At 42.0% G+C, this 20,787-nt stretch carries 27 protein-coding genes; 18 read left to right on the top strand and 9 right to left on the bottom strand.

Annotation, left to right across the window (positions count from 1 at the left end):
• The first annotated feature begins 41 nt into the window (after nucleotides 1–41).
• Genes ACYQ28_RS17060 through ACYQ28_RS17135 form a run of 16 tightly spaced genes read left to right on the top strand, consistent with a single transcriptional unit; the run spans nucleotide 42 to nucleotide 13,271 of the window.
• The gene (locus ACYQ28_RS17060; RefSeq protein ID WP_460052133.1) at nucleotides 42–308 is read left to right on the top strand and encodes a hypothetical protein; all 267 of its coding nucleotides are present in this window, start codon (nucleotides 42–44) and stop codon (nucleotides 306–308) included.
• A complete protein-coding gene (locus tag ACYQ28_RS17065) occupies nucleotides 308–586 on the top strand; it encodes a hypothetical protein (RefSeq protein WP_460052134.1) in 279 nt (92 codons plus the stop codon). The genes ACYQ28_RS17060 and ACYQ28_RS17065 overlap by 1 nt, the downstream gene beginning before the upstream one ends.
• The gene (locus ACYQ28_RS17070; protein WP_460052136.1) at nucleotides 583–1,188 is read left to right on the top strand and encodes a phage tail protein; all 606 of its coding nucleotides are present in this window, start codon (nucleotides 583–585) and stop codon (nucleotides 1,186–1,188) included. The genes ACYQ28_RS17065 and ACYQ28_RS17070 overlap by 4 nt, the downstream gene beginning before the upstream one ends.
• A complete protein-coding gene (gpU, locus tag ACYQ28_RS17075; RefSeq protein ID WP_460052137.1) occupies nucleotides 1,189–1,596 on the top strand; it encodes a phage tail terminator protein in 408 nt (135 codons plus the stop codon).
• Nucleotides 1,597–1,598: 2 nt separating this feature from the next.
• Entirely contained in the window at nucleotides 1,599–2,018 is a 420-nt protein-coding gene (locus ACYQ28_RS17080; protein WP_460052138.1) for a phage tail tube protein, read from the top strand.
• Nucleotides 2,018–2,485 carry a hypothetical protein gene (locus ACYQ28_RS17085; RefSeq protein ID WP_460052140.1) on the top strand — a complete coding sequence of 156 codons (468 nt, stop codon included), beginning with the start codon at nucleotides 2,018–2,020 and terminating at the stop codon, nucleotides 2,483–2,485. Before ACYQ28_RS17080 ends, ACYQ28_RS17085 begins: the two co-directional genes overlap by 1 nt.
• A 29-nt stretch (nucleotides 2,486–2,514) precedes the next feature.
• Nucleotides 2,515–2,793, top strand: a complete 279-nt coding sequence (locus tag ACYQ28_RS17090; protein ID WP_460052142.1) for a phage tail assembly protein T — start codon at nucleotides 2,515–2,517, stop codon at nucleotides 2,791–2,793.
• Complete coding sequence (locus ACYQ28_RS17095; RefSeq protein ID WP_460052143.1) at nucleotides 2,790–5,093, top strand: hypothetical protein; 2,304 nt, start codon at nucleotides 2,790–2,792, stop codon at nucleotides 5,091–5,093. Before ACYQ28_RS17090 ends, ACYQ28_RS17095 begins: the two co-directional genes overlap by 4 nt.
• Nucleotides 5,093–5,470, top strand: coding sequence for a hypothetical protein (locus ACYQ28_RS17100; protein WP_460052144.1), 378 nt, complete (start codon nucleotides 5,093–5,095; stop codon nucleotides 5,468–5,470). Before ACYQ28_RS17095 ends, ACYQ28_RS17100 begins: the two co-directional genes overlap by 1 nt.
• A 2-nt stretch (nucleotides 5,471–5,472) precedes the next feature.
• Nucleotides 5,473–7,179 carry a phage head spike fiber domain-containing protein gene (locus ACYQ28_RS17105; RefSeq protein WP_460052146.1) on the top strand — a complete coding sequence of 569 codons (1,707 nt, stop codon included), beginning with the start codon at nucleotides 5,473–5,475 and terminating at the stop codon, nucleotides 7,177–7,179.
• A complete protein-coding gene (locus ACYQ28_RS17110) occupies nucleotides 7,172–7,564 on the top strand; it encodes a hypothetical protein (RefSeq protein WP_460052148.1) in 393 nt (130 codons plus the stop codon). Before ACYQ28_RS17105 ends, ACYQ28_RS17110 begins: the two co-directional genes overlap by 8 nt.
• 1 nt (nucleotide 7,565) lies before the next feature.
• Nucleotides 7,566–8,108 carry a DUF1833 family protein gene (locus tag ACYQ28_RS17115; protein ID WP_460052149.1) on the top strand — a complete coding sequence of 181 codons (543 nt, stop codon included), beginning with the start codon at nucleotides 7,566–7,568 and terminating at the stop codon, nucleotides 8,106–8,108.
• 6 nt (nucleotides 8,109–8,114) lie between these two features.
• A complete protein-coding gene (locus tag ACYQ28_RS17120; RefSeq protein WP_460052150.1) occupies nucleotides 8,115–8,522 on the top strand; it encodes a hypothetical protein in 408 nt (135 codons plus the stop codon).
• Nucleotides 8,522–12,157 (top strand): host specificity factor TipJ family phage tail protein, encoded by a 3,636-nt coding sequence (locus ACYQ28_RS17125; protein WP_460052151.1) that lies wholly within the window; start codon nucleotides 8,522–8,524, stop codon nucleotides 12,155–12,157. Before ACYQ28_RS17120 ends, ACYQ28_RS17125 begins: the two co-directional genes overlap by 1 nt.
• A gap of 4 nt (nucleotides 12,158–12,161) precedes the next feature.
• Entirely contained in the window at nucleotides 12,162–12,506 is a 345-nt protein-coding gene (locus ACYQ28_RS17130) for a hypothetical protein (protein WP_460052152.1), read from the top strand.
• A gap of 9 nt (nucleotides 12,507–12,515) precedes the next feature.
• Nucleotides 12,516–13,271 (top strand): hypothetical protein, encoded by a 756-nt coding sequence (locus tag ACYQ28_RS17135; RefSeq protein WP_460052154.1) that lies wholly within the window; start codon nucleotides 12,516–12,518, stop codon nucleotides 13,269–13,271.
• A gap of 981 nt (nucleotides 13,272–14,252) precedes the next feature.
• Here the strand turns inward: ACYQ28_RS17135 and ACYQ28_RS17140 are convergent.
• The 4 genes from ACYQ28_RS17140 to ACYQ28_RS17155 form a co-directional block, all read right to left on the bottom strand.
• The gene (locus tag ACYQ28_RS17140) at nucleotides 14,253–14,984 is read right to left on the bottom strand and encodes a phage Gp37/Gp68 family protein (RefSeq protein ID WP_460052155.1); all 732 of its coding nucleotides are present in this window, start codon (nucleotides 14,982–14,984) and stop codon (nucleotides 14,253–14,255) included.
• 38 nt (nucleotides 14,985–15,022) lie between these two features.
• Nucleotides 15,023–15,568, bottom strand: a complete 546-nt coding sequence (locus ACYQ28_RS17145) for a hypothetical protein (protein ID WP_460052156.1) — start codon at nucleotides 15,566–15,568, stop codon at nucleotides 15,023–15,025.
• Nucleotides 15,569–15,754: 186 nt separating this feature from the next.
• Complete coding sequence (locus tag ACYQ28_RS17150) at nucleotides 15,755–16,465, bottom strand: ion transporter (RefSeq protein ID WP_460052157.1); 711 nt, start codon at nucleotides 16,463–16,465, stop codon at nucleotides 15,755–15,757.
• Nucleotides 16,466–16,471: 6 nt separating this feature from the next.
• On the bottom strand, nucleotides 16,472–17,095 hold the full coding sequence (locus tag ACYQ28_RS17155) for a BRCT domain-containing protein (protein WP_460052158.1): 624 nt from the start codon (nucleotides 17,093–17,095) through the stop codon (nucleotides 16,472–16,474).
• 436 nt (nucleotides 17,096–17,531) lie between these two features.
• Here ACYQ28_RS17155 and ACYQ28_RS17160 point away from each other — a divergent pair, with 436 nt between their 5' ends.
• Nucleotides 17,532–18,242: a Rha family transcriptional regulator gene (locus ACYQ28_RS17160; RefSeq protein ID WP_460052159.1), complete on the top strand. Its 711-nt coding sequence runs from the start codon at nucleotides 17,532–17,534 to the stop codon at nucleotides 18,240–18,242.
• A gap of 89 nt (nucleotides 18,243–18,331) precedes the next feature.
• Here ACYQ28_RS17160 and ACYQ28_RS17165 read toward each other — a convergent pair whose 3' ends face one another.
• The 4 genes from ACYQ28_RS17165 to ACYQ28_RS17180 all read right to left on the bottom strand — a co-directional run bounded on the left by ACYQ28_RS17165 (nucleotide 18,332) and on the right by ACYQ28_RS17180 (nucleotide 19,414).
• Nucleotides 18,332–18,586, bottom strand: coding sequence for a type II toxin-antitoxin system RelE family toxin (locus ACYQ28_RS17165; RefSeq protein ID WP_460052160.1), 255 nt, complete (start codon nucleotides 18,584–18,586; stop codon nucleotides 18,332–18,334).
• Complete coding sequence (locus ACYQ28_RS17170) at nucleotides 18,573–18,722, bottom strand: hypothetical protein (protein ID WP_460052161.1); 150 nt, start codon at nucleotides 18,720–18,722, stop codon at nucleotides 18,573–18,575. The genes ACYQ28_RS17165 and ACYQ28_RS17170 overlap by 14 nt, the downstream gene beginning before the upstream one ends.
• Nucleotides 18,719–18,949, bottom strand: a complete 231-nt coding sequence (locus ACYQ28_RS17175) for a hypothetical protein (RefSeq protein WP_460052162.1) — start codon at nucleotides 18,947–18,949, stop codon at nucleotides 18,719–18,721. Before ACYQ28_RS17175 ends, ACYQ28_RS17170 begins: the two co-directional genes overlap by 4 nt.
• A gap of 141 nt (nucleotides 18,950–19,090) precedes the next feature.
• Complete coding sequence (locus tag ACYQ28_RS17180) at nucleotides 19,091–19,414, bottom strand: helix-turn-helix domain-containing protein (RefSeq protein ID WP_460052163.1); 324 nt, start codon at nucleotides 19,412–19,414, stop codon at nucleotides 19,091–19,093.
• Between the two features lie 194 nt (nucleotides 19,415–19,608).
• Between ACYQ28_RS17180 and ACYQ28_RS17185 the strand changes: the two genes are divergently transcribed.
• Nucleotides 19,609–19,836, top strand: coding sequence for a hypothetical protein (locus ACYQ28_RS17185; protein ID WP_460052164.1), 228 nt, complete (start codon nucleotides 19,609–19,611; stop codon nucleotides 19,834–19,836).
• A 335-nt stretch (nucleotides 19,837–20,171) separates the two neighbouring features.
• On the opposite strand, the gene ACYQ28_RS17190 is transcribed toward ACYQ28_RS17185, so the two are convergent.
• Nucleotides 20,172–20,510, bottom strand: a complete 339-nt coding sequence (locus tag ACYQ28_RS17190; RefSeq protein WP_460052165.1) for a type II toxin-antitoxin system YafO family toxin — start codon at nucleotides 20,508–20,510, stop codon at nucleotides 20,172–20,174.
• Nucleotides 20,511–20,787: the final 277 nt, after the last annotated feature.

Below are 20,787 nucleotides of genomic sequence, written 5' to 3' on the forward strand. Positions count from 1 at the left end.
TTTAAATCGATTTTACGGCCTTAACTGGCTGGGGAATTCTTATGTCTAAAAATCAGAAAAAACAAAAGTTGGTGAACTTTCAAATTACACGCGGTATTCGCTTACAGGGTAAAAGCTATTACCCCAAATATAAAAAGGATGGCACCTTGGCCGATGATTCACCAGTGGTAAAAATTGCCGAAGCATTGGCCCGTGACCTTACCGCCGCAAGTAAAGGAACGGTTACCGAAAAACCGGCGAACATAAATGTGCAGCAAGAAAAGACCGAAGAAGAGCTAGACGCTGAGTTCTTGGACGGCGGCGAATAATGTCGTTTTTAGACGACTTACAAGCTGATCTAGAAAACGTGTTTTATCAGGACGTTAATCACAAGGCCGTGATTAACGGGTCTGAAATTACCGGATATTTAGACGTTAAAGCATGGCGTTGGCGCAATGTTGATGCTAACCAAAAAACCTTTAGTTTTCCTGCACATTTATTTACTGCATCTATAGAGCGAGGTGCGGTTATTACCGTGAATAATCGGCAATACCGATACGTGCGCTTTTTTGATGAAGGCGATACTAAAATTTTGGTGCTCGAATGAAAGCGATTCAAATTCGGTTAAACGAGAAGCTGCTTGATAAAGAATTCAAGCGATTATCTAAACAGTTGAATCAATTGGATGAGAAAGAAGTACCGCGCGGCGTAAGTCGCGTTATTAATCGCGAGGCCGAAAAAGCAAAAACTAAGGTTGTCCGGCGCGTAGCGAAGAACATAGGTATTAAACAAAAGCTAGTTCGTGATCGAGTATTTAGAAATAAAGCGCGTCCGAATCGATTAGTCTCTCGAATTTGGGCTGGTCAAGATGCGATTAATGCCTTAAACGCTGGAGCTAAAAAAACCGACGATGGCTTTAAACTTGGGCCTTACGAGTGGCAAGGTGCTTATCAATGGAATGGCAGCACTGGCGGAAAGCCGGTGGCGCTGTATCGTGATCCTAATCGGGAAGAGCGTGGCCCGCTGCGCGAATCGAACCGTAAGACCGGTTACCCATTATTAAGAGCTGAAATTGGCCAACCGTTTGTTGCAAAAGAAGTTCGTGAAGCCATGGATGAGGCCGGCGAACAAGCGCTTAATCGAGATTTAACGCCTGCATTAAATAAAGAATTAACCTTTCGTTTAAATAAAACTTTAGGTAAAAAATAAATGGCCACACGAACGCAAATACGCGAAGCGGTTAAAGCAAGAATAAATACTTTTTTTAACACAACGTTTTCTTATGCGCCGCCCACCATCTTTGAGGAAGAATTGCCAGCCGCCGCAATTTATTTTGAAGATGGCGAAACCGAAAGAACGTTTGACGATGGACGTGCAGACACTGACGGGCGTTTAAATATTGAAATTACTCTGCGTGCCGAAAGTGCCGCTGACAATATTGATGCACGCCTTGATGAAAAAACCAATGACGTTGAAGCGCAGTTACGCGCTGATAATACACTCGGTGGATTAGTGGATTACATCGCGCGCGTAGGTTTTTCTTACGATCGCGATCAAGAAACTTCTATAGCCAGTATTAATTTAATTTGTACTGTTAATTATCAAGATGAGGACTAATCATGTTAGGTAAACGCATAACATTGCACCGCTCGGAAGATCAAGGCAGCACGTATGGTGCTGCGGTGGGCGATATTTTAGATATTCAACCAGGTGATCGTACTGCCGAGACCATCGACTCTACTAAATACGGTGGCGATGATGACTACAAAGAGTACGATTACGGGTTGTTATCGGGTGGCGAATGGACAATTACCGTTCGTTACGAGCCAGGTCAAACAGAAATAGAAGCGCTGGTTGATGCGCTAGAAAACGGCACTAAGGAGTTTGTGCAATTTAGAATTCCTACCCCCATTAATAAAGCTGTTTCATTTAGATGCCTGGTAACGACTGTGGGAATTGCCACGCCTAAGGAAGGCCACATCGATCGCAATTTAACGTTGATGGTTACCGGTCGTCCTAATGAGAGTGATTTAGTCTAATGAAATCACTGCTTATTAAATGGTTTCCGTTTTGGTTTTTAAAGAAAGATTTAATCTTTAACGCGCGAAAAGTGGCCAGTAAAAAATTCTTTAACGGTTGGCAAATTGTTGAGTTAGGTGGTGAAGAAAATATTATTCTTACGGATATGTATTATCAAATCGCGTCCAGTACTGATGAGTATTCGGTAAAGATTAATAAAATCATTGGTCTTAGATTTCAAGCGCTGGCGATGGCGCTTAGACGTGGTAAACGTATTCCATTAAATTGGCAAGACCCGCTGCACATTATGTGGTTATCCAAGCTGCCAAATTCCATATTAATTCCCGCATTAGATGCTGTTAGTGAACTTTCTGGCATTGATTTTATTGGACCAACGGTTTCTGCTCAAAAACAATCAACGGCTCAACAGAGCGATACAAACAGCGTTGACGTTGATAAAGAGGAAACCAATGCAAACCCCTCTTAAGCCAACCGAATAGACGTTTTGCCGTTCGGTTGGCGTTCGAATTACGGTTTTCAGATGTAGATGCCTTTCTCTCTCAAATAACCAGTTCACAATTAGTAGAATGGCAACACTTTTATCAATTAGAGCCTTTTGGTCGCCTTGTGGATGAATTGCATATCGCGGCAATACGCACACAAATGGGTAATTATTTGCGTGGTAAAAATCAACCTGCCATTAAATTGCGTGATGTCTTGTTGAGTTATGTACCGCCCGAGCCTGAAAAGTCTGTTGAAGAGTTGTATCGAATTTTATTGGGCAATAACCGATGAAAAAAACCAATTATCAAGTTGAAATATCCGCCGATACCAAAGGGTTTCGGCGAGAAATACGACAAGGCATCGTAGCTAACGAAGCGTTTAATAAATCCATTCAAGGGTTATCCAGTGGTGTTACGGTTATTGATGGTCCTTTGGGTGGTATTGCCAGCCGTATAACTGCTGTTAGGGGTTTAATGAGTTCTGGTGCTGTGGCCGTAACGGGATTTGGAGCAGCGCTCGCCGGTTTATCGGCTGTTGGTTATTCCGCATTACAGACGTTTTCACAATACGAAAAACAGCAAGCCCGAACGGAAGCAATTATTAAAGCAACCGGGAACGCGGCGGGTTTTACTGCCATTCAACTGGCGCAGCAGGCCGATCAATTAGCATTGGGCACCTTAGCCAGTGTGCAAGGCGTTGTACAGGCGCAAAACGTATTGCAAACATTTAAGAATGTGCAAGGCGAAACCTTTACCGAAGCAATCGAATTATCACAAGATTTAGCGGCGGTATTTGGCGGTGAGATAAAAGATAAAGCGTTGCAGTTGGGCAAAGCACTCGAAGATCCTAAAACGCGATTGGGTGAGCTTGCAGAAGCTGGTGTTAATTTTACGCAATCCGAAAAAGATTTAATTACATCGCTGCAAGACACCGGTGATATTGCCGCTGCACAAGGCATTATTCTGGAAAAACTACGCGGCCAAGTTGGCGGTGCTGGTGCTGCCGAAGCGGGTGGTTTATCCGGCTCGGTTGATACGCTGGGTCAACGCTGGGATGAATTATTAAATGCTTTTGCAAAATCAAACGGTACCGTTGGCCCGGTGAAGAGTATTTTAGATGGATTATCTTCATCGTTAAACAGTGTGCGCGAGCAAATTGATCCTACTGTAGGCGGTTTAGAAAAGCGATTAGCGCAATTACAAGATCGTGTAAATAGTGGTGGCCGTGGTCGATCTGCAATTACTCAACGCAATGCAGCCGTTCGAGAAATCGAAGAGTTAAAGCAACAACTGGTTGAGCTAAAAGCTTCTGAAGGTGATGTTGAATCTATTAATACTTTGCTGCAACAAACCCAAGATAATATCAATAATCTGCAAACGTCCGTTTCAAGTGCGGACGACTCCCGAAGAATTCGCCGTTCTGGCTCTCAGAGAACTCAAAAGGATATTTTAGAAGCTAGGTTACAAGAGCAATTAGATATCCAAAAACAATATCAACTTCAGCTTCAACAAATTCAAGAACAGCAACGGTTGCATGAAGAAACTCAAGAAAATTTAAAAGCAGCTGCTGCCGAAGAGGCGGCAAAACGCAAGGCAGAGGCCGACCAAAAAGCCGCCGATCTGCGTGAGCGCGAATTACAACGCATTGCCGATGCCGAACAAAAAGCAGCAGATCAAGCCGCGCGAATTCAAGAGCAAAATGAGCGGCAATTGAATCAACAATTAGGTCAATACAGCCGAATTTATGACGAGCGATTAAAGCTAGATGGCAAATTAGAAGAGTTAGAAAATCTTCAATATCAACGCCAGGTTGCGCAATTACAAGCTGACTATGACGCGTTACTTAATCAGAATGTGGTTTCTATTGAGGCTTTTGCCAAACATAAAGAAGCCCTAGAAAACGCTGAATTTATCCATCAACAACGCCTAGAAACCATTCGCGCAGAGGCCAAAGAAAAAGAATTAGCCGATGCCGCCGAACGTAATCAAGTTTTAGTTGAAGGTTATGATTCGCTACGTTCTGGAATCTCGCAATACTTCGACGATATTGGTGCAAAAGAATCGCAATACGCCAACCTTGCCTTGGGTTTAGGTAGTGTGCTTTTGGATACTAAAAAACGAGAATCCATTTCTAAAATTACCGCTTCAACGCAAACCGCTGCCATGGGTGCTTATGAAGCTCTTGCGCCAATTCCGGTAGTTGGCCCGGTATTAGGTGCGGCTGCAGCTGCGGGTATTTATGTTGCCGGTGCCGCATCGGCCGCTCGTGTTGCTGGTATCGCTCACGCGGGTATGAATTCAATCCCGCGTGAAGGAACCTATTTGTTAGACGGTGGCGAGCGAATTGTTGCGCCCGAGCAAAACCGCGATTTAACCAACTTTTTGCAAGGCGGTGGTTCTGGTCAACAAATTATTATTAATAACAATGCGCCCGATACCCGAGTGACAGCCGGATATGACGAGAATAATCAAACCATCATTATGGTGGAGCAAGTAAAACAATCGTTAACTAATGAAATTAACTCTGGTAATGGTTCGTTCTCTAGGTCACTCGAACAGCGCTACGGATTAACACGGAGTAATCCATTTTAATGAATAACGTTTATTGGCCGGAAGACTTTCCGCAATTTCCATTAAGACAGGGTTATTCCATTAATGGTCAATCTTCAACGATTCGAACCGATATGGAATCAGGTCCACCTGAAGTTTCGCGCGTTAGTCATATTAATTTTATTACCGTGACTTTAAGTTATCGATTTTTGCAATCGCAATTAGACGATTTTTGGGAATTTTATCGATCTGCACAAGGTGCAAATGACGGTGCCAACTTCTTTTTACTGAACTTAGATTTAACCGGTGAATTTAAATTGTACCAAGTCCGAATTACTCAATTTCCACAAGTTACACCGGCAGGCCGTAAACATTTAACTATTAGCTTTACGATCGAAACCGATCAATTAGGTGAATAACCATGCCTACACTTCAAGGTACTTTACTTTTGCCCAACGGCACGCCGCTGGCAAATGCGAATATTATTTTAATTGCCGATCGCAATGAAGGTGCAAACATTGTTAAGGGTGTGAGTTCTGAATTTTCAACCAATGCCAGTGGTGTTTATTCGCAGTTGGTTGAACCGGGTTTGTATTCTGTTAAATTAGAGCATCAGCAGCGCACGCGCACGTTGGGTAAAATATTTATCGACCCAACAACAAACTCATCACTAGAAGTTTTGTTGGTAGCCAGTGACGACGCCGAAACCGTAACCGTTACCGCGCTGCAAACATTCTTAAGCGATACTCAAGCCGCTGCCGATAGCGCCGCCCAATCTGCGGACGATGCTATTAATGCCCTCGCAGAAAACCAAGCGCAGTTGGATGCGTTTATAGAACAAGCGCAGAGTGATGTTAATACAGCCGTTAGCAACGCAGAATCTGCAACCGGTAATGCTATTGCTGCGGTAGAGGGTCTTTCGGGTGTATGGAGTCGATTAAATAATTACGTTGCCAGTTATTTTCAAAAAAGCCAACTAACCAATCGCGGTCCAAATCTCACTCTGGTGGCCGGTACTGCTCCAGCGGGTAGAACCTATATCGATCGCTATGGTATTCAGCGAGTGTTATCAGATAACCAGCTGGGAGAGTCAGAGTTTGGCTGGGTGATTAATTCAGAATCTGAGAATTTGTTAAATTACTCGTCAGGATTTAGCGCCAACTGGAGCCATAATAATATCTCTGCGAACCAATCTACTGAGTTAGGGTTAAATAACAGCTCTACCATGGTAGCCGTTGTTCCCAATACAGTTAATGGTTCCCATTATATCAGTTCGTTTTTTCAGACTGTGGCCGGACAGAGTTACACATTCTCAGTGGCTGTCAAGCCTGGTGATTTTGATCAAATTCGGTTAACGGTTGGTGGCGCTGTTTTTAATAATGGATTAAGACCAAGTACGTTATTTGAATTCTCTACTAAGACGGCAACCCAATTTAATGATATAGATGCCTCGTCACTGCTAGGGCCATTTCACAACGGTATTTATATTTTAACGGTATCATTTACTCCTGACATATCAGCACCCGTAAATGTTTTTGTTTATGCCGTCGTTGGCGGTATTGATAATTTTATAGGTAACAACACCGATAAATTTTACATCGATCAAGCGCAATTAGAACCGGTGCCGTTTTTTACCGGCTTTATTCCAACAAATGGTGCACCGGTTGCACGCCCTGCCACACGCTTTTCACGAGTAGATTTAATTGACTTATCACGGCCTTTTAGCATTTATTGTAAATATAACTATCTCGGGCAAGCGTTAGATTTTGAGCATTTAATATCAACGGATGATTCTAGTTTTATCGTTGGAACTAATCACCTGCAATCTAATGGTTTAGTGATTCGATATAATGGACAGTTTTTCTCGCAAGTGCCAAATGCTTACGGTCGTTACGAAATATTATTTGTATTTGATGGTGCTAATTTTATTGTGTATGACCGTAGCGGCAATCTTTTAATATCCACGCCTGTTAACAGCGTATTGCCTCGTGGAATTGAAAGTCTGCGTTTTTTCTCAGGTTCAGCATCACGTTTAACCGGCGATTGCGAAGCCGCCGGTGTTACTGTTTGGGATTTTGCTTTAACGGCCGATGATGCAAAGCTTTTGCTGGGGAGTTTAAATGGATAAATTAATTTACGTTGAAAATCTCGAATTATTTCGTGCAGAGATCGAATCGTTGGCATCGACATTTCCTGATTTTATTTATCAAGACGGTAATGATAATTACAGGTTTAAAAATGTCTTTTGCCCTGTACGTTACTCTAAAGATGGTCAATCATCCATCGGCACTGCTCGCCTAGATACGCCTGAAAAACTCAACGCGTTTACACAGTTAACGTCTGCTGAAATTATTGGCGAATTAGTCGCAGGGGCTGACGATTATATTTTTGAAGATGGCGGACAAGAAAAGCTCGAATCCGTTTGCCCTCGTGACCCCGTTGAAATGACCGATCCAGAAACCGGTGAAGTAACGGTATTTACACCACCTAAAATTATTATTCGGTTGATGTAGCATGCCCACCATAGAAGACCTTGCACAGCGCGAAGCATTAGCGCGCGTTGATCCTAATATCAGTAAGATTTTTGCGTTTGAATTTCGCCACCCTACGTTTGGTGAAATTATTCGTGTGGTTACGTATCGTGGTGTGCGTCGTGAACGTGTTATTCGTTTACCGTTAGAAGACAACGCGCCGTTTAATGCCGGTGAAACTGTCGAATTTTTAATGGTCGCCGGTCAGTTTGATGAGCCTGAAATCAATACCGATGTAGACAGTACCGGCACTTTACGATTAGATGCGGTGTCGGCGTTGGTGCAAGGGTATATTCGCCAAGCCGGTAAAACCAATATTCCTATCGATTGCACGGTGCGTTTATTTACCTTTAATGTGCATACGCAAACTGCGATCGGTAAACCCTCGGTCTTGCATCAACAGGCGCGCAGTGTAGCCATCAGTTCTACGCAAGTAGCCATTACGGTGGGTTACCGTAATTCGGCTAATCAAAAATTCCCCAACGTTGAATACTCCGCAATTACCAACCCCGGCATTGTCGATTAATTTCTTATGAACATTACAAAATACCTTGGCGAGCAGCCTAGCAGTTGCGCGCCTTGCTGGTCGTTTGTGCGCACGGTTTATAAACACGAATTAAACATTACGCTAAAACGTGTTGCGGTATCGGCCATAAATACCGATGCCGTTATTCACGAATGCAAAACCAACCCTATGTTAGGTTGGTTTACATCAAAAGTAATTCCGCAAGAATTAGACGTAGTGGCCATGTGCGATATAAACGACCCACAACGCTTAATGAACCACGTGGGTATTTATATCGAGCCTGATTTATCGATACAAGGCCGATCGGGTTATGTATTGCACGCCTTAGAAAACCACGTTGTTTGCACACCCATAAATCGCATTCACGAATGCGGTAAATCCATTACTCAATTTTACCGGTACCCATCGCCATAATGCCGACTATTGTTTTATTTAACGATGCGTTAAACCCAACCGATTATAAAATTCATTCCGTTGATGAACGCCTAACCGTTAACGATGCGCTACAGCGCCACAATTTAATTGAGCAAATACACAGCCAACCGTATTTAGTGCATCTAAACGACCAATTTGTTTTAAACGATACGGTAGAAGGTGCTGCGAGCTTTAATAGCCAATTACAAACAAACGACGTTATTTCATTGTGTCCGGTAGTCTCAAGCGGCGCCTTTAATTTTTTATTAAACAACTGGCTCATAGTCATTAATGCCGTTACGTCATTGCTGAATTTACAAGGCGTAAACCCAACCGACTTACCCAACTCTGCAATTGGTGAAGAACCCAGTTCAACCTACAATGTATCGTCACGCGGTAACCGCATTCGTTTTGGTCAACCTAAACCGCGAGTGTATGGCACCATGCGTGTATGGCCGGATTTAGGCGCAAGCTCATTTACCGAATACGAAAACGGTGACGATCAAGTTATTTATGAATTATTTGAAATCAGTCTTGGCAATGTTGATGTTGATATTAATTCGGCGCGTTACGACAATACGCCCGTTGGCAGCCTTGCCGACTTTGAATATGAAATTATTCCACCGGGCAATAACTCTATGCTGTTTCCTGCTGCGGTGGTTACTTCTACCGAGGTTTCAAATTTAAATTTAGAGTCGCAACAATTAGGCGATTACGTCGTAAATGGTCAAGGCACAAAAATTTCGCGTATTGTTTGCGATGTAGTAGCACAAGCGGGAATTTATCGCACCAACAACAGTGGCACGCCTCGCCAATATTCGGTTGATTTTAAATTCGAAGCTCGACTTATTGATGACAACGATCAACCGCTTAATAACTGGTTTGATTTGGGTACCGAAACCTTTACCGGTGATAATCGCGATGCGATTCGCAGAACCTTTAATTATGTAGTCGAGCCTGGTCGTTACCAAGTTCGCATGACTCGTTTAACACCTGAGCAAGATGAGTTGCGTTACAGCGACAATTTAGTGTGGTCCCAATTAAAAGGCTTTTTAGTTGATGGCAATCCACCCACCAATACCACGCGCCTTGCTGTAAAAATTCGCGCCAGTGAACAGCTCGGCAACAATGCGCTGTCTAAATTTAATGTGGTGGTTAATGCTCGCATTGCCACCTGGCACCCGCAAAATGGCTACACCGAAAACGTGCTCACCAATAATCCGGTATGGGCGTTTATTGATGTTGCGCGATCGCAATACGGTGGTAAGCGCAGTGATGCCTACATCGATTTAAATCAACTTTACGAATTCGCATTATTTTGCGACGAACAAGGTTTTGAATTTAACGGCGTGTTTGATACCCAAAGCACCGTGTGGGACGCGCTCACCAAAATCGCCGCTTGTTGCAGAGCCTCGCCGGTAGATCGCGCCGGTGTGTACACTATGGTTTACGACGGTTACAACCCGCAACCCACCGCCATGTTTACCCAGCGCAACATTGTGCGTAATTCATTAAAAATAAATCACAGCATTATTGAAGACCAAACCGCCGACGCCGTAATTATTCGCTACTTTGACCGCGACCATAATTACATTCAGCAAGAAGTTTTGTGTGCCCTACCCGGCAGCCAAGCACTTAACCCGAGCCGCATTGATGCCTTTGGCATTACCAGCCGCGAACAAGCCTATTTATACGGTATTTATATTGTTGCCGTTAACCAATACCGCCGCGAAACCATCACCTTCGAAACTGGCCTTTCTGGAATAATTCCGTTTTATCACGATGTAGTTGCGGTATCGCATTATATGTTTAGCGCTCAGGGGCCTGAGCAGATCAGTGGCGATGTAATCAGTTGGAATGGTGTAGATGAACTTACCCTTACCGAAAACATTCCCGATTTAACCAACCCATTTATTGTAATTCGCAATACCGATGGCACACCCGGCGAATTAATTCCCGTGATTAAAACTGCGCACAATCGCGTGCGTTTAACCAATCCGCAATTGCTCGACCAAACCGCTATGGAATGGCGAGGCGATCGCAATATTCGCCGCCCCATGTTCGCGCTCGGTGAAGGCGTAGAATTTATTTACCGCGTAAAGGTAGAGCGCATAACGCCGCAACAAGGTAACCGGTATCGCCTACAAGGCTTTGTGGATGACCAAGACGTTTACATTGCCGCCGATGGGCTACAAGTACCGCCCATTAATCAAGTGCCGGACGTCAACATAGTCGCGCCCGTTGTGGAATCATTAACCGCCGTGGTGACCGGTACCGAAGAGTCGCCCGTGGTGCATTTAAATTGGCAGGGCCGCAATGCCGATCGCTATATTATTCAGGTCTCAACTGATGGCGGTAACGTCTTTAACGACTTGGGTTTAGGCTACACCACACAGCCAGAATACACCGCGCGGCCGAATCCAGAATTGGTAAACGACGATATTTATATTTATCGCGTGGCAGGCCAAAACATCTTTCGCGGCAACTTCGCCCAAGTAATTGTAGATATCTCCGACTCGCTCAACCAACCGCCGCCAGCGCCAACCAACTTGCAATTAAGTGAAGCCTTCACAGGGCCGTTTTTACGCGTGCAGTGGGAATCTTTCACAGTTAATCATCGCGTAGTGTTATCCGTAAATGGCGTGCAAAAATTTGCGCAAAATAACGTGCAAGGCAATACGTTTGAAATTCACGGCAACACCGCGCAAGATTTTGGTGTGGGTCGTCGTTTTACCGTAGAAGTCTTCGCCATCGATGGCGAAGGCAGAATTAGCGAAACCGCCGCCACGCTCGCTGTATTTAACCCGCCACCGGCGCAACTCAATAATTTAGTGGTTGAGGGCCTAACCGGCCAAGCCTTGGTAAGGTTTGATCAACCAGCCGATACCGACATTACCGGCATTTCTGTTTGGGTAAGCACAGTTGACGGCTTTACCCCAAACAACGCCAACTTGGTTGTGAATCGCAGCCGTGACCCAGTGATTGGTGTGCCGTTAGAAGAAAGCCAAACCTATTACGTGCGCGTTGCTGCCGTGGATGTTTGGGGTGATACCGAATTGAATTTTTCTGGCCAATTTACGGTAACACCCACAACAGTAGACACCAGCGCGATTGAAGCAGAGCTGGTTAGATTAGACGGCAAGTTTCCGCTAGCCAGTGAAGATATTTCCGAAGAGGCCATACTCACCACCCACCTAACCGCCGATTTAATCTACTCACAACACATTGTTAGCCAGCAAATCACCGGTGGCCACGTACAATTTTTAACACTAGAAGGCGGCCATTTACGCGCCAATACCATCACTGCCGATAAAATGTTCATTAGTGAACTGTCGGCGCTAACTTCAAACATTGGCTTAATTACCGCAGGTACTGTACAAACAACCAGTGGTACGGGTTTACGGGTACGAATCTCGTCTAGCGGTAACTATCCCATCTGGATTGGCACCGGCAGCGCAGTAACCGATGCCAACGGCTTGTTTTACCTAAACAGCTCCAGTAATCAACTGGTATTTAAAGGCCAGCTCGATATTCGCAGTGCCACAACCGGCGCCCGTCTAGAAATTACCAACGATCAAATACGCGTCTTTGATAACGCCAACACGCTGCGCGTAAAAATCGGTAACTTGGCGTAATCACATGAGTTTTGGATTTGAAATATACGATGCCAATGGGCGTTTAACGCTGTCTAGCGAATCCGTTGCGTGGGTGTTAATCGATACCTTCGACGTACAGCGGGTAAACGGCAATGGCTCACGCAGCTATTCAACCATGCCAAATGATCTAACCCTCGCCGCCGAGCTAATCGCCTTTAATACGGGCAGCTTGTTGGCGTCTGGTGGTTCGGGAATTTGCCAACTAACCCTAAACCAAACCAACAAAACACTAACCTGGCAATGGTTGGCCGATTACTACGGCCTAGGTAACCGCGCCAACAATGCCTTTAACTACGAACGCGCAACCATCAACGTGTATGGCCGATAACCCACAACAATGACCCACGGAATAGAATTTAAAAACAACGCCGGTAAAACCCTGATTGGCACCAGTGTTAACATGCTGAATTTTCAGCGCAAAATCACCGGCAATATTTCTGACAACACCACCGTGGTAAACCTTGCCACCGGTGTAACCAACCAAAACACACCGCCAGTTATTTACTACGTACCGCAAAACAGCACGCAAGCGGGCAATTTGTATGTGTTGGCAAATTTGTTTTACGCAAATGGTCAATGGCGGGCAGGCTTTTGGGGTCGTGCGGGTATTAATATCGAAGCTTACGTATTTTTAGCCGGTACCGGTACCAACAGCGGTTGGGGCATAAACATTTACAACGCCCAAGGCGGCTTTGCGTTTAGCTCAGCCAGCCGCCCTTTGGTTGCCTTAGCGGCTATTCAAATCAATCGCTCGTCAGACGTATTCACCAGCACTGGTGGCGGTATCATTACCAGCGAATGGGCACTGGGCGGCGCCACCGTAAACCTACCAGCACAAGCGCAAAACAAAAAAATAGCCATTAGCACCACACCCTTCTTTGCGGGCGTATACCGCGCCATAGATCGCCCACAATTCGAAGGCGGCGACACCCTAGACTTCGCCGCCGGTGGCATACGCAAAAACGGCAACCAACTTATCGCCGAAAGCTCTGTTCTCTATTCACAAAACATAGGTGGTGGCAGCTGGATAGCCTCGCCCTACTGGCAAAGCAATATAACCTGCGTAATAGATGCTGGGGTTTATGATGGGTGAAAATGATGAAGATGGGTGGAAGCGGTAAAAATTTAGTCTGATAACGTAAATTCAATATAAATCAGTTACTTAGAATCATAATGGATTTACATAATGTAAAAACGCAAAAAAACACACAAATAAATATTGCGTGCTAATTAAGTTTCCTGTATAAACGACGGTTGATAAGATTACTTAGATAAAATCTTATCAATCTATTACATAATGGAGATTCAGAAACAATATGTCAATAGGGATATCAAAATAATTAATATTTTTTTTATCACAATAAACCGAATATACGTAAAGAGGAAGCTCACCATGTATATATATATATAGAAACACCAACTAAACAAAGGAACTTACATTGACAAGTAAAAAAGACTTAACAAATTTATCTTTAAATTGTGAAACAGGAGGGATATTTATAAGAAAATAATTGACAAATGACTTAATCTAATATATAATTGAAAGTGCGGACTTTTTTCCGCAATAGATAAGAGTTAGATATACGGTAGGCATTAACCTGTCTTTCAATATATTTCTAATCTTTTTTGTCATTAACAAAACGCATTTAATAACCGATGGAAGTAGATATGAACTTTTTAATGACTAAATATATTCATTACATCATTCCAAACATAAAAGGAGAAAAATTTGGAAGATTTTTATGAAATACTTTTAACAATTCTAATATTTACAATATTTTGCATGTTATTTGGACTTGATCCGTCCTTACAAACATTTCTTGTCTCAAGAGAACTAGCAAAACTAATACTTACTTTTTTAAAGAAAGTATTGAGCAAAAACATAATATGATAGGAGTATAATTAATACTTAGAAAAAAGGGTGTTCGCGCATCCTTTTTTCTTAACTCACCCACTAAGGATAATCAATATATTTAATTTGTCAATAAATAATTTGATTATTTTATATGAATTTAATTAATTTGGATCGAGACAAAACAACTATGAGTAAGGAGTTTGTTATGCGCCTAGAGCATCACACCGCTATCGCCGGTATCTCATCCCATACTTTGCCATCAAGCACTCGGCCATTTGCCTTTTTGTTTCTATGAATACCGTCTGCGCCCCAAGCGCCCCATTGTTTAAAGAAGAAATCGACACCTGCATTCAAGCACTGGTTGCGTATGTTCAGCGCCCAAGACTCTTGCATAGGTCGCGCACCTATGCCCGATTCGCCGCCAACAATAACCCAGTGAATGCCATCAAGCGGAATGCTACCCAAGTCTTCTAACAAAGGTTCAATCGACAAAAAGCGTGTACGTGCGTTTATAGCGGCCAAATCGGGAATTCTAGGTTTACCGTACTTTTGGTCTTCTACCGAAACGCCCAGCCAAGCATTAACCGGTACTTCTCGCGTCTCAAAATACCGGCGCATATTAGCGCTGCGTTTGGTTAAAATTTGATACGTATGATGCGGTGTTGCTTTAATTGTGGTCATAACCTGATCAATAAACAAATCAGGTACACCTTCTTGAAAAAGGTCGCTCATAGAATTCACAAAATACATCGTCGGTTTACGACGTTGTAACGGTTGCTTTAAACGCTCGGGTAACAAGCTTAATTCAAAACCATTATCGTAACCGGGTGCTCCCATGGCTTTTAAACGCTTTGCCATCGTTTCTGCATAACAATGTTTGCAACCTGGCGATACTTTTGTGCAACCCGTTACAGGGTTCCACGTTTGTTCAGTCCACTCAATTTTACTCATATATAGTCACTCAAAATAAATATTTCGAAACTAAGCTTTCAAATAAATCCTTTAAGATACAAAAATGCAAAAATTTCAACCATTCCCACTACCATCAGAAGAATAATCAAATAATACCTGAACGCCTTTGCAACAGAAATAAAATGGTTATTTACAGTCGAAGTGCTTTCTTCTTCTCGTATTAATTCAAATTCGTGGGGATATCTCTCCGCTAAAAAAATAAATAATTTATTTTTTTTGGTGTTACAGGTTTCTATTTTAGTCTGAAGATAATTTAGTTGATTTTCTAACTTTGTCCATAAATATGCCAAAAGAAGAGCTAAAGGAATAATGGATAAATTTAAGAAGTTGATGCTATCAAAGAATTTAAGAGGCTCATCTTTATAAAGGTCAAATAAAACCTTAACGCCACCTAAAAAAACAAAAACCCCTAAAAAAGTGGGAACACTTAAAAACAAGGTGGTAGTTCTTGTAGCAAAATTTAACGCAAAATCTGATAATTTATTTTTTTCATCCCTAAACGATTCGTACATATCCCATAGGTTTTCAAAACTTAAGGTTTGTTTCTCTTCATTCTTATTCATTTTTCAAAGCGCTCTCTTAGTCAATTTAGTACACAGTGTCTAAAAACTGCTTTTGATCGCTCTGTATAAATAACAGGTTTGGCGCAACTATCATCCTAACTGATCGATTTAATTTTCCAATTCGATAAAATCAGGTTCATCGTTATTAGGGGATATATAAACATGGGGGGAACCAAACGAAGATCATTATTTACCAGTATTTTCCCTAGACATCGCCGATGCCAACAATCCCGTAGGAACCGCGACTACACCAAGCCCAATCATTAATACAAAAAACGTGAATACTCTGCCGCCCAATGTGATTGGATACATATCGCCGTAACCTACGGTTGTGAGCGTGGTTACAGACCACCACAGGCTATGAAATATCGACTGGAAGGCTTCTGGTTGAGCTTCATGCTCAAAGTAATAAATACCTACCGCAGACAGGTACAGCATTATTGCCGCAACAACCCCAAATAAAATCAATTCTTCTTTAATTGACTTTAAAGCCGCTGCAAAATGATTCACGGCTTGATTGTAGCGTAATAGTTTTAGTATACGAATTAGTCGCAACAATCTAAAAATTCGGACAGCTCTTAAATCTAGCCCAGTAGAAAGATAAAACGGCACAATTGCGACTAAATCAATCAAGCCATAAAAACTAAAAACAAATCTAAGCTTTCGCTCAGCAGTTATCAGTCTTAAAAGATATTCTATTGTGAAGATAATGACCGTCACCAGTTCGATTCGCTGTAAAATCAACTTCGTAGACGCAGAAAGGTCCGGCAAAGTATCAACAGAAAACGTGATTAACGAAATTATAATTAAGGTTTGAATAAATAAAGCAAAAATTCTCCCGCTTATAGTTTCAGGATCATTTAAAATTGTTCGAGCCTTGAGAGTAACAGCTTGCATCGATAGTTACTTAAGCAAACCAGATTCTCGAAGCCAGTGTTCTTCTGATACGATAGCTATAGGCAACTGCTTTTCATCTCGGTATTCCATAGCTTTTTCTATTTTTCGGCCAAAGTTTTCATGTGCCCAAGACTCTTGAACATATTCGCCGATAATTAAGTAGTTAAGTTTTTGAGTAACATTCGACAGTAGTATTCCACCACGTTTAGTTATTTCCTTTTCAGCTTCTTTTCGCGTTCCATAAGCAAGAGTGCCCGTAAACAAGAACTTCCTCTCAGGGAAATATATTTTAGGTTCGGGGTCATTCAATGGAATTTTTGAGCTTTTAGGAATTTCATCAAGTTGAGTTTCATCACCAGCTAGCTTTTTAAGAATTAAAAATATTTCTTTCGCTTCATCTTGGTCAATTACATTATCGGCTAAGATGCTGTCTAGCTTGCTGAGTAAATTCTCTAATATGGGGTTACTCATAACTCGAACATTTTGCATGAGCCAAGTAATTAGGAAGTTGATTTCTTCCTCATTGATTACGTTATCGGCAATGATACCCTTGCTAAGACCAATTAAAGTATCGGTTTGTCGGTCTTGAATATTTCCTCGGTTAAACATAGCGAAGTAATCTAGATCCATTTTAATTTCTCTGAACGAGCAACAATAAAAGAAGAAGAATAAAACAATGCAGAAAATAATTACTTCATAGAACCCTGTTTAAAAGTGCGGGTTTGGCGTCGATTGCTACACTTTCACTAGAATGATTTGGAATAGTAAGAATAGCTTTGCGATCAATACCATAGTTGACTTTTAAAACCAACTTGTGGTTGTATACCTCTGCACCGGCAAAATCCGGTGTCGGGTTTAGCCTCCCGGAAACGTACAGGTGGACACAACCGCCGCTGTAGCGGTTTTTTTGTGTCTGTCATTTACTACGCCTGTTTTATGAGCAGGCCGTGTGGGCGCTCTTTGAGCGGCCGGAATCCTGTACTCCGGTAAGGCTAACCTGCACGGTTCTGCTCGCCCGTTTAGCCTCGCGTGAGCAGGGTTAACATCAAGTACAGGAGTTAGTAAGATGACGTCTCAAGAGTTAATTTCTCCCCAAGTTTGCATTATCGATGGGCACACCGTAACAACCTCTCGTCAAGTCGCTGAATATTTTAGAAAACTGCATAAGCATGTTGTAGAAAAAATTCAAAACCTTGAATGTTCTGAAGAATTTTTAACCGCCAACTTTTCGGCCGTTCCCTATAATCACAATGGAAATGAGTACATCGAGTATCAAATTACTCGCGATGGCTTTATGTTTTTGGCCATGGGCTTTACCGGTAAAAAAGCCGCTACCTTTAAAGAAGCCTACATCAATGAATTTAATCGCCTAGAACAAGAGCTGCATAAAGCCCAAAGTTTACCGGCGCCTAAAGAACTTAATGAGCACGAAAGGTATTTAGAGTATCGCAAAAAACAAGATTTAATATACGAACAAATGCAAAAAGAAGAAGCTGCGCGAATTCGTATACTCAATTCAGCCATGCAATCCATGGCCAAAGAACTCGAAGTAAAAACACCGGTAGTGGTCATCGACTTAGCGGTTATTAGAGGGCTGGTGCAACGTATTCGCCAAAATCAAACCAACATAGAAAGAGCTGCCGCCGAATATGAATATACCGATAGAACAATTAACTATTTAAAAAGCCAATTCGACGATGACTTTTTTGATGCGCGTTACGATACCTACGAAAAACGCCATGGCCGAAGACCCGGCGAAAGCATAATGGATTATTAATAAAAAAGCGGGCATTGCCCGCTTTTATTTATCTTCGCACAAAATAAACAGTGAGGTGGTCTGTTTTTAATTTAGATACTTAACATCGTTCATTTATAAACTGAGCTGCGATGATCTACGTCTAATATCCAGACTAGGAGCTCTCCGTCACTGATTTCAAATACAATTCTGTAAGTACCCACTCTTGTACGGTAGGTATTTTGAGAGCCTTGTAATTTTTTTGTGTCTGGACCGCGAGGAGTTGCGCGTAAATATACTATTTTTTGATCGATACGAGCCCGCATATTTGCAGGAAGCTTATTATATGCCTTTTCTGCATTCTTACTAAATTTAACGTCGTACATTGTTTTTATTTAAATCCTTTTCATTAGTAAGTTTGCCGGGTTTCCATACCGCGAAAGACTCTTTTTTTGCAGCTTGCTCACGCTTTTGCTTTGCAATTTCTTGTAGGTCTTTTAAATCTTCGTTATTGTTGCTCATGTATTTCTCTCATTAGACGCATTAAATTCTTCTGCGGTTTTCAAATCCATTTCGTCTTCAGCTTCTTCAACCTTACGTAGAAAAAACTCGTACGCATCTTTGGGAATTACAACGCCTAAAACATTCCCTTCGTGATCGATGATACCGATGTCCTCATCAACTGTGTCGTCATCGTTTAATAAATCGATAAGCTCAGAACCTATTTCTTTAACATTAATTGTGCGCATTGAACTTTCCATAACTTGGTTAAACTATTAATTGATAGTTTAGCGTCTTCTATATGTGAGGAATACTAGAAAAAGATCTCAGCCAAGATCGTAACCCTGTATGAATTACAGGTTCTAGACATGCAAAAGTATGAGCTTTTCTCAAACCGACTGTAAATGCGGATACAAGTTAAAAAACATTTTTTTGAATTCGTTACTATTAATATTGGGCGCAACTAATGCTGCATCAACTTTATGCAGGGGTTGTAATATCAGGTACCGTAAGTCGCCGGTTAACAGCCAGGCGGCATCTATATTTAACTTATTAGCGATTTGTAGTATTTGGTGATCGCGCAATGCTTGGCCGCGCTCAATACGGCGATAGGTTTCAAGCGTTAGCCCGCAAAGTTCGGCAAACTCTTTTTGAGCCATACCAATGCAACTGCGCAGCCATGCAATTCTGTCAGTAGGGCTGACGTTTTCCATGGATTTTAAGACGATTAACTTCTATAAAAATAATGAACTTACAATCAAAAGTTATCGACCAATCGGTCTTAGACGCAAGTATGGCACATAAATCAACAAACAGACCATAAAATGTGCATTTGATATCAATATTCAACGTCGAAATTCGACACATTGCCTTAGCTTTCTATTCACATTAGGATATTTTTGAATAAATGGTCAAGAATTGGTCTGAGGTAATGATGTTGGTACGCTTGGTTGGCGCTCGCGTCAATTGGTTAAATGGCTTGGTAAACGTAATAGTGCAAGAAAACGAGCAAGAAAAAATACTCACCGTAACTGAATTTTACGCCGTGCTAAACGAACAAGAACGCGTAATATTTGATGTTGCCATGGCGGCGGGGCTATTAAAAAATCGCAACGAAACGCAACGAGAATTGTGAAAAAAACCTACCGAGCTTAAAAGTTGGGGCTAAAAAGGCCCCAAAAACCACTGTATAAATACTGTATATTGCTCACAAATTAAACTCTCTTACACTGGCAGTGTTGAGGTCAGCGGTTCGATCCCGCTAGGCTCCACCAATTAAATCAATGACTTACGTTCATAACTTCTGATTTACAAGCCTGTTTACTCTAAATGTGCTTCTTTGATGGCAATTTAAGCGACAAAACCTCATCCGATGTGCGGTTGTATAGTTCCGATATACTGACGAAGGTCTTAATAGTCCAGATTCAACGCTCACTACACAACAAATCTTTGAGCAAGCGATAGGCTCACTCAAAACTTCTGTCTAAACCCTTCTGCAATTTCTTCTAATTTGTCCATTATATTTTTGTCTGGGTCTGTATCTTCAATAACTTCGGGTTGATTGTGGTTCCAGTGATTAATAATTGCGACAAGAAGATAATGTTTTGCGTTAAAAAAGCCGGGGCAATATACGAGCATAACTTTACGGGTTCGGCTGAACTGCATCATTTTTAAAGAAAAATCACTTCCATGAAAATGAATGTGTTGAAGCTCAACATATTGTCGATTATGTGTGTGATTGCAAGGTGCATCGCGTACAAAAAATTGAGGGCAGCGTTTTACCTTCTTTATAGTTTCTAAAGCTTTCAACCAAAAACGCTAATTTGTCTTTATCCATAGCGTTGCGTAATTTAGAGTGGACAAATATTTTTACCACAACTCAGAATCCTTTCCGTTTTTAAGTGATTGAATCAGCTTCTTAAAAGTTTTTTCTAAATGCGTATGATCAATATTGCGTTGTTTAGTTATCTTATTTTTTTTACGGATTCGTATTCATAAATATCTGAAAGTGTAGTGGTTTAATAATCTCGTACCAGCTTGTAGGGTAAACTGCCCCAAACAAAGGAACCTACAAATGGCCTATAAA

Source organism: Sessilibacter sp. MAH1 (genome assembly GCF_054658315.1).

What these genes read in the sequence shown, in the direction of transcription:
- ACYQ28_RS17060 (WP_460052133.1), top strand. Translation starts at nt 42, where the DNA reads ATGTCTAAAAATCAGAAAAAACAAAAGTTGGTGAACTTTCAAATTACA.
- ACYQ28_RS17065 (WP_460052134.1), top strand. Translation starts at nt 308, where the DNA reads ATGTCGTTTTTAGACGACTTACAAGCTGATCTAGAAAACGTGTTTTAT.
- ACYQ28_RS17070 (WP_460052136.1), top strand. Translation starts at nt 583, where the DNA reads ATGAAAGCGATTCAAATTCGGTTAAACGAGAAGCTGCTTGATAAAGAA.
- gpU (WP_460052137.1), top strand. Translation starts at nt 1,189, where the DNA reads ATGGCCACACGAACGCAAATACGCGAAGCGGTTAAAGCAAGAATAAAT.
- ACYQ28_RS17080 (WP_460052138.1), top strand. Translation starts at nt 1,599, where the DNA reads ATGTTAGGTAAACGCATAACATTGCACCGCTCGGAAGATCAAGGCAGC.
- ACYQ28_RS17085 (WP_460052140.1), top strand. Translation starts at nt 2,018, where the DNA reads ATGAAATCACTGCTTATTAAATGGTTTCCGTTTTGGTTTTTAAAGAAA.
- ACYQ28_RS17095 (WP_460052143.1), top strand. Translation starts at nt 2,790, where the DNA reads ATGAAAAAAACCAATTATCAAGTTGAAATATCCGCCGATACCAAAGGG.
- ACYQ28_RS17100 (WP_460052144.1), top strand. Translation starts at nt 5,093, where the DNA reads ATGAATAACGTTTATTGGCCGGAAGACTTTCCGCAATTTCCATTAAGA.
- ACYQ28_RS17105 (WP_460052146.1), top strand. Translation starts at nt 5,473, where the DNA reads ATGCCTACACTTCAAGGTACTTTACTTTTGCCCAACGGCACGCCGCTG.
- ACYQ28_RS17110 (WP_460052148.1), top strand. Translation starts at nt 7,172, where the DNA reads ATGGATAAATTAATTTACGTTGAAAATCTCGAATTATTTCGTGCAGAG.
- ACYQ28_RS17115 (WP_460052149.1), top strand. Translation starts at nt 7,566, where the DNA reads ATGCCCACCATAGAAGACCTTGCACAGCGCGAAGCATTAGCGCGCGTT.
- ACYQ28_RS17120 (WP_460052150.1), top strand. Translation starts at nt 8,115, where the DNA reads ATGAACATTACAAAATACCTTGGCGAGCAGCCTAGCAGTTGCGCGCCT.
- ACYQ28_RS17125 (WP_460052151.1), top strand. Translation starts at nt 8,522, where the DNA reads ATGCCGACTATTGTTTTATTTAACGATGCGTTAAACCCAACCGATTAT.
- ACYQ28_RS17130 (WP_460052152.1), top strand. Translation starts at nt 12,162, where the DNA reads ATGAGTTTTGGATTTGAAATATACGATGCCAATGGGCGTTTAACGCTG.
- ACYQ28_RS17135 (WP_460052154.1), top strand. Translation starts at nt 12,516, where the DNA reads ATGACCCACGGAATAGAATTTAAAAACAACGCCGGTAAAACCCTGATT.
- ACYQ28_RS17140 (WP_460052155.1), bottom strand. Translation starts at nt 14,984, where the DNA reads ATGAGTAAAATTGAGTGGACTGAACAAACGTGGAACCCTGTAACGGGT.
- ACYQ28_RS17145 (WP_460052156.1), bottom strand. Translation starts at nt 15,568, where the DNA reads ATGAATAAGAATGAAGAGAAACAAACCTTAAGTTTTGAAAACCTATGG.
- ACYQ28_RS17150 (WP_460052157.1), bottom strand. Translation starts at nt 16,465, where the DNA reads ATGCAAGCTGTTACTCTCAAGGCTCGAACAATTTTAAATGATCCTGAA.
- ACYQ28_RS17155 (WP_460052158.1), bottom strand. Translation starts at nt 17,095, where the DNA reads ATGGATCTAGATTACTTCGCTATGTTTAACCGAGGAAATATTCAAGAC.
- ACYQ28_RS17160 (WP_460052159.1), top strand. Translation starts at nt 17,532, where the DNA reads ATGACGTCTCAAGAGTTAATTTCTCCCCAAGTTTGCATTATCGATGGG.
- ACYQ28_RS17165 (WP_460052160.1), bottom strand. Translation starts at nt 18,586, where the DNA reads ATGTACGACGTTAAATTTAGTAAGAATGCAGAAAAGGCATATAATAAG.
- ACYQ28_RS17170 (WP_460052161.1), bottom strand. Translation starts at nt 18,722, where the DNA reads ATGAGCAACAATAACGAAGATTTAAAAGACCTACAAGAAATTGCAAAG.
- ACYQ28_RS17175 (WP_460052162.1), bottom strand. Translation starts at nt 18,949, where the DNA reads ATGCGCACAATTAATGTTAAAGAAATAGGTTCTGAGCTTATCGATTTA.
- ACYQ28_RS17180 (WP_460052163.1), bottom strand. Translation starts at nt 19,414, where the DNA reads ATGGAAAACGTCAGCCCTACTGACAGAATTGCATGGCTGCGCAGTTGC.
- ACYQ28_RS17185 (WP_460052164.1), top strand. Translation starts at nt 19,609, where the DNA reads ATGGTCAAGAATTGGTCTGAGGTAATGATGTTGGTACGCTTGGTTGGC.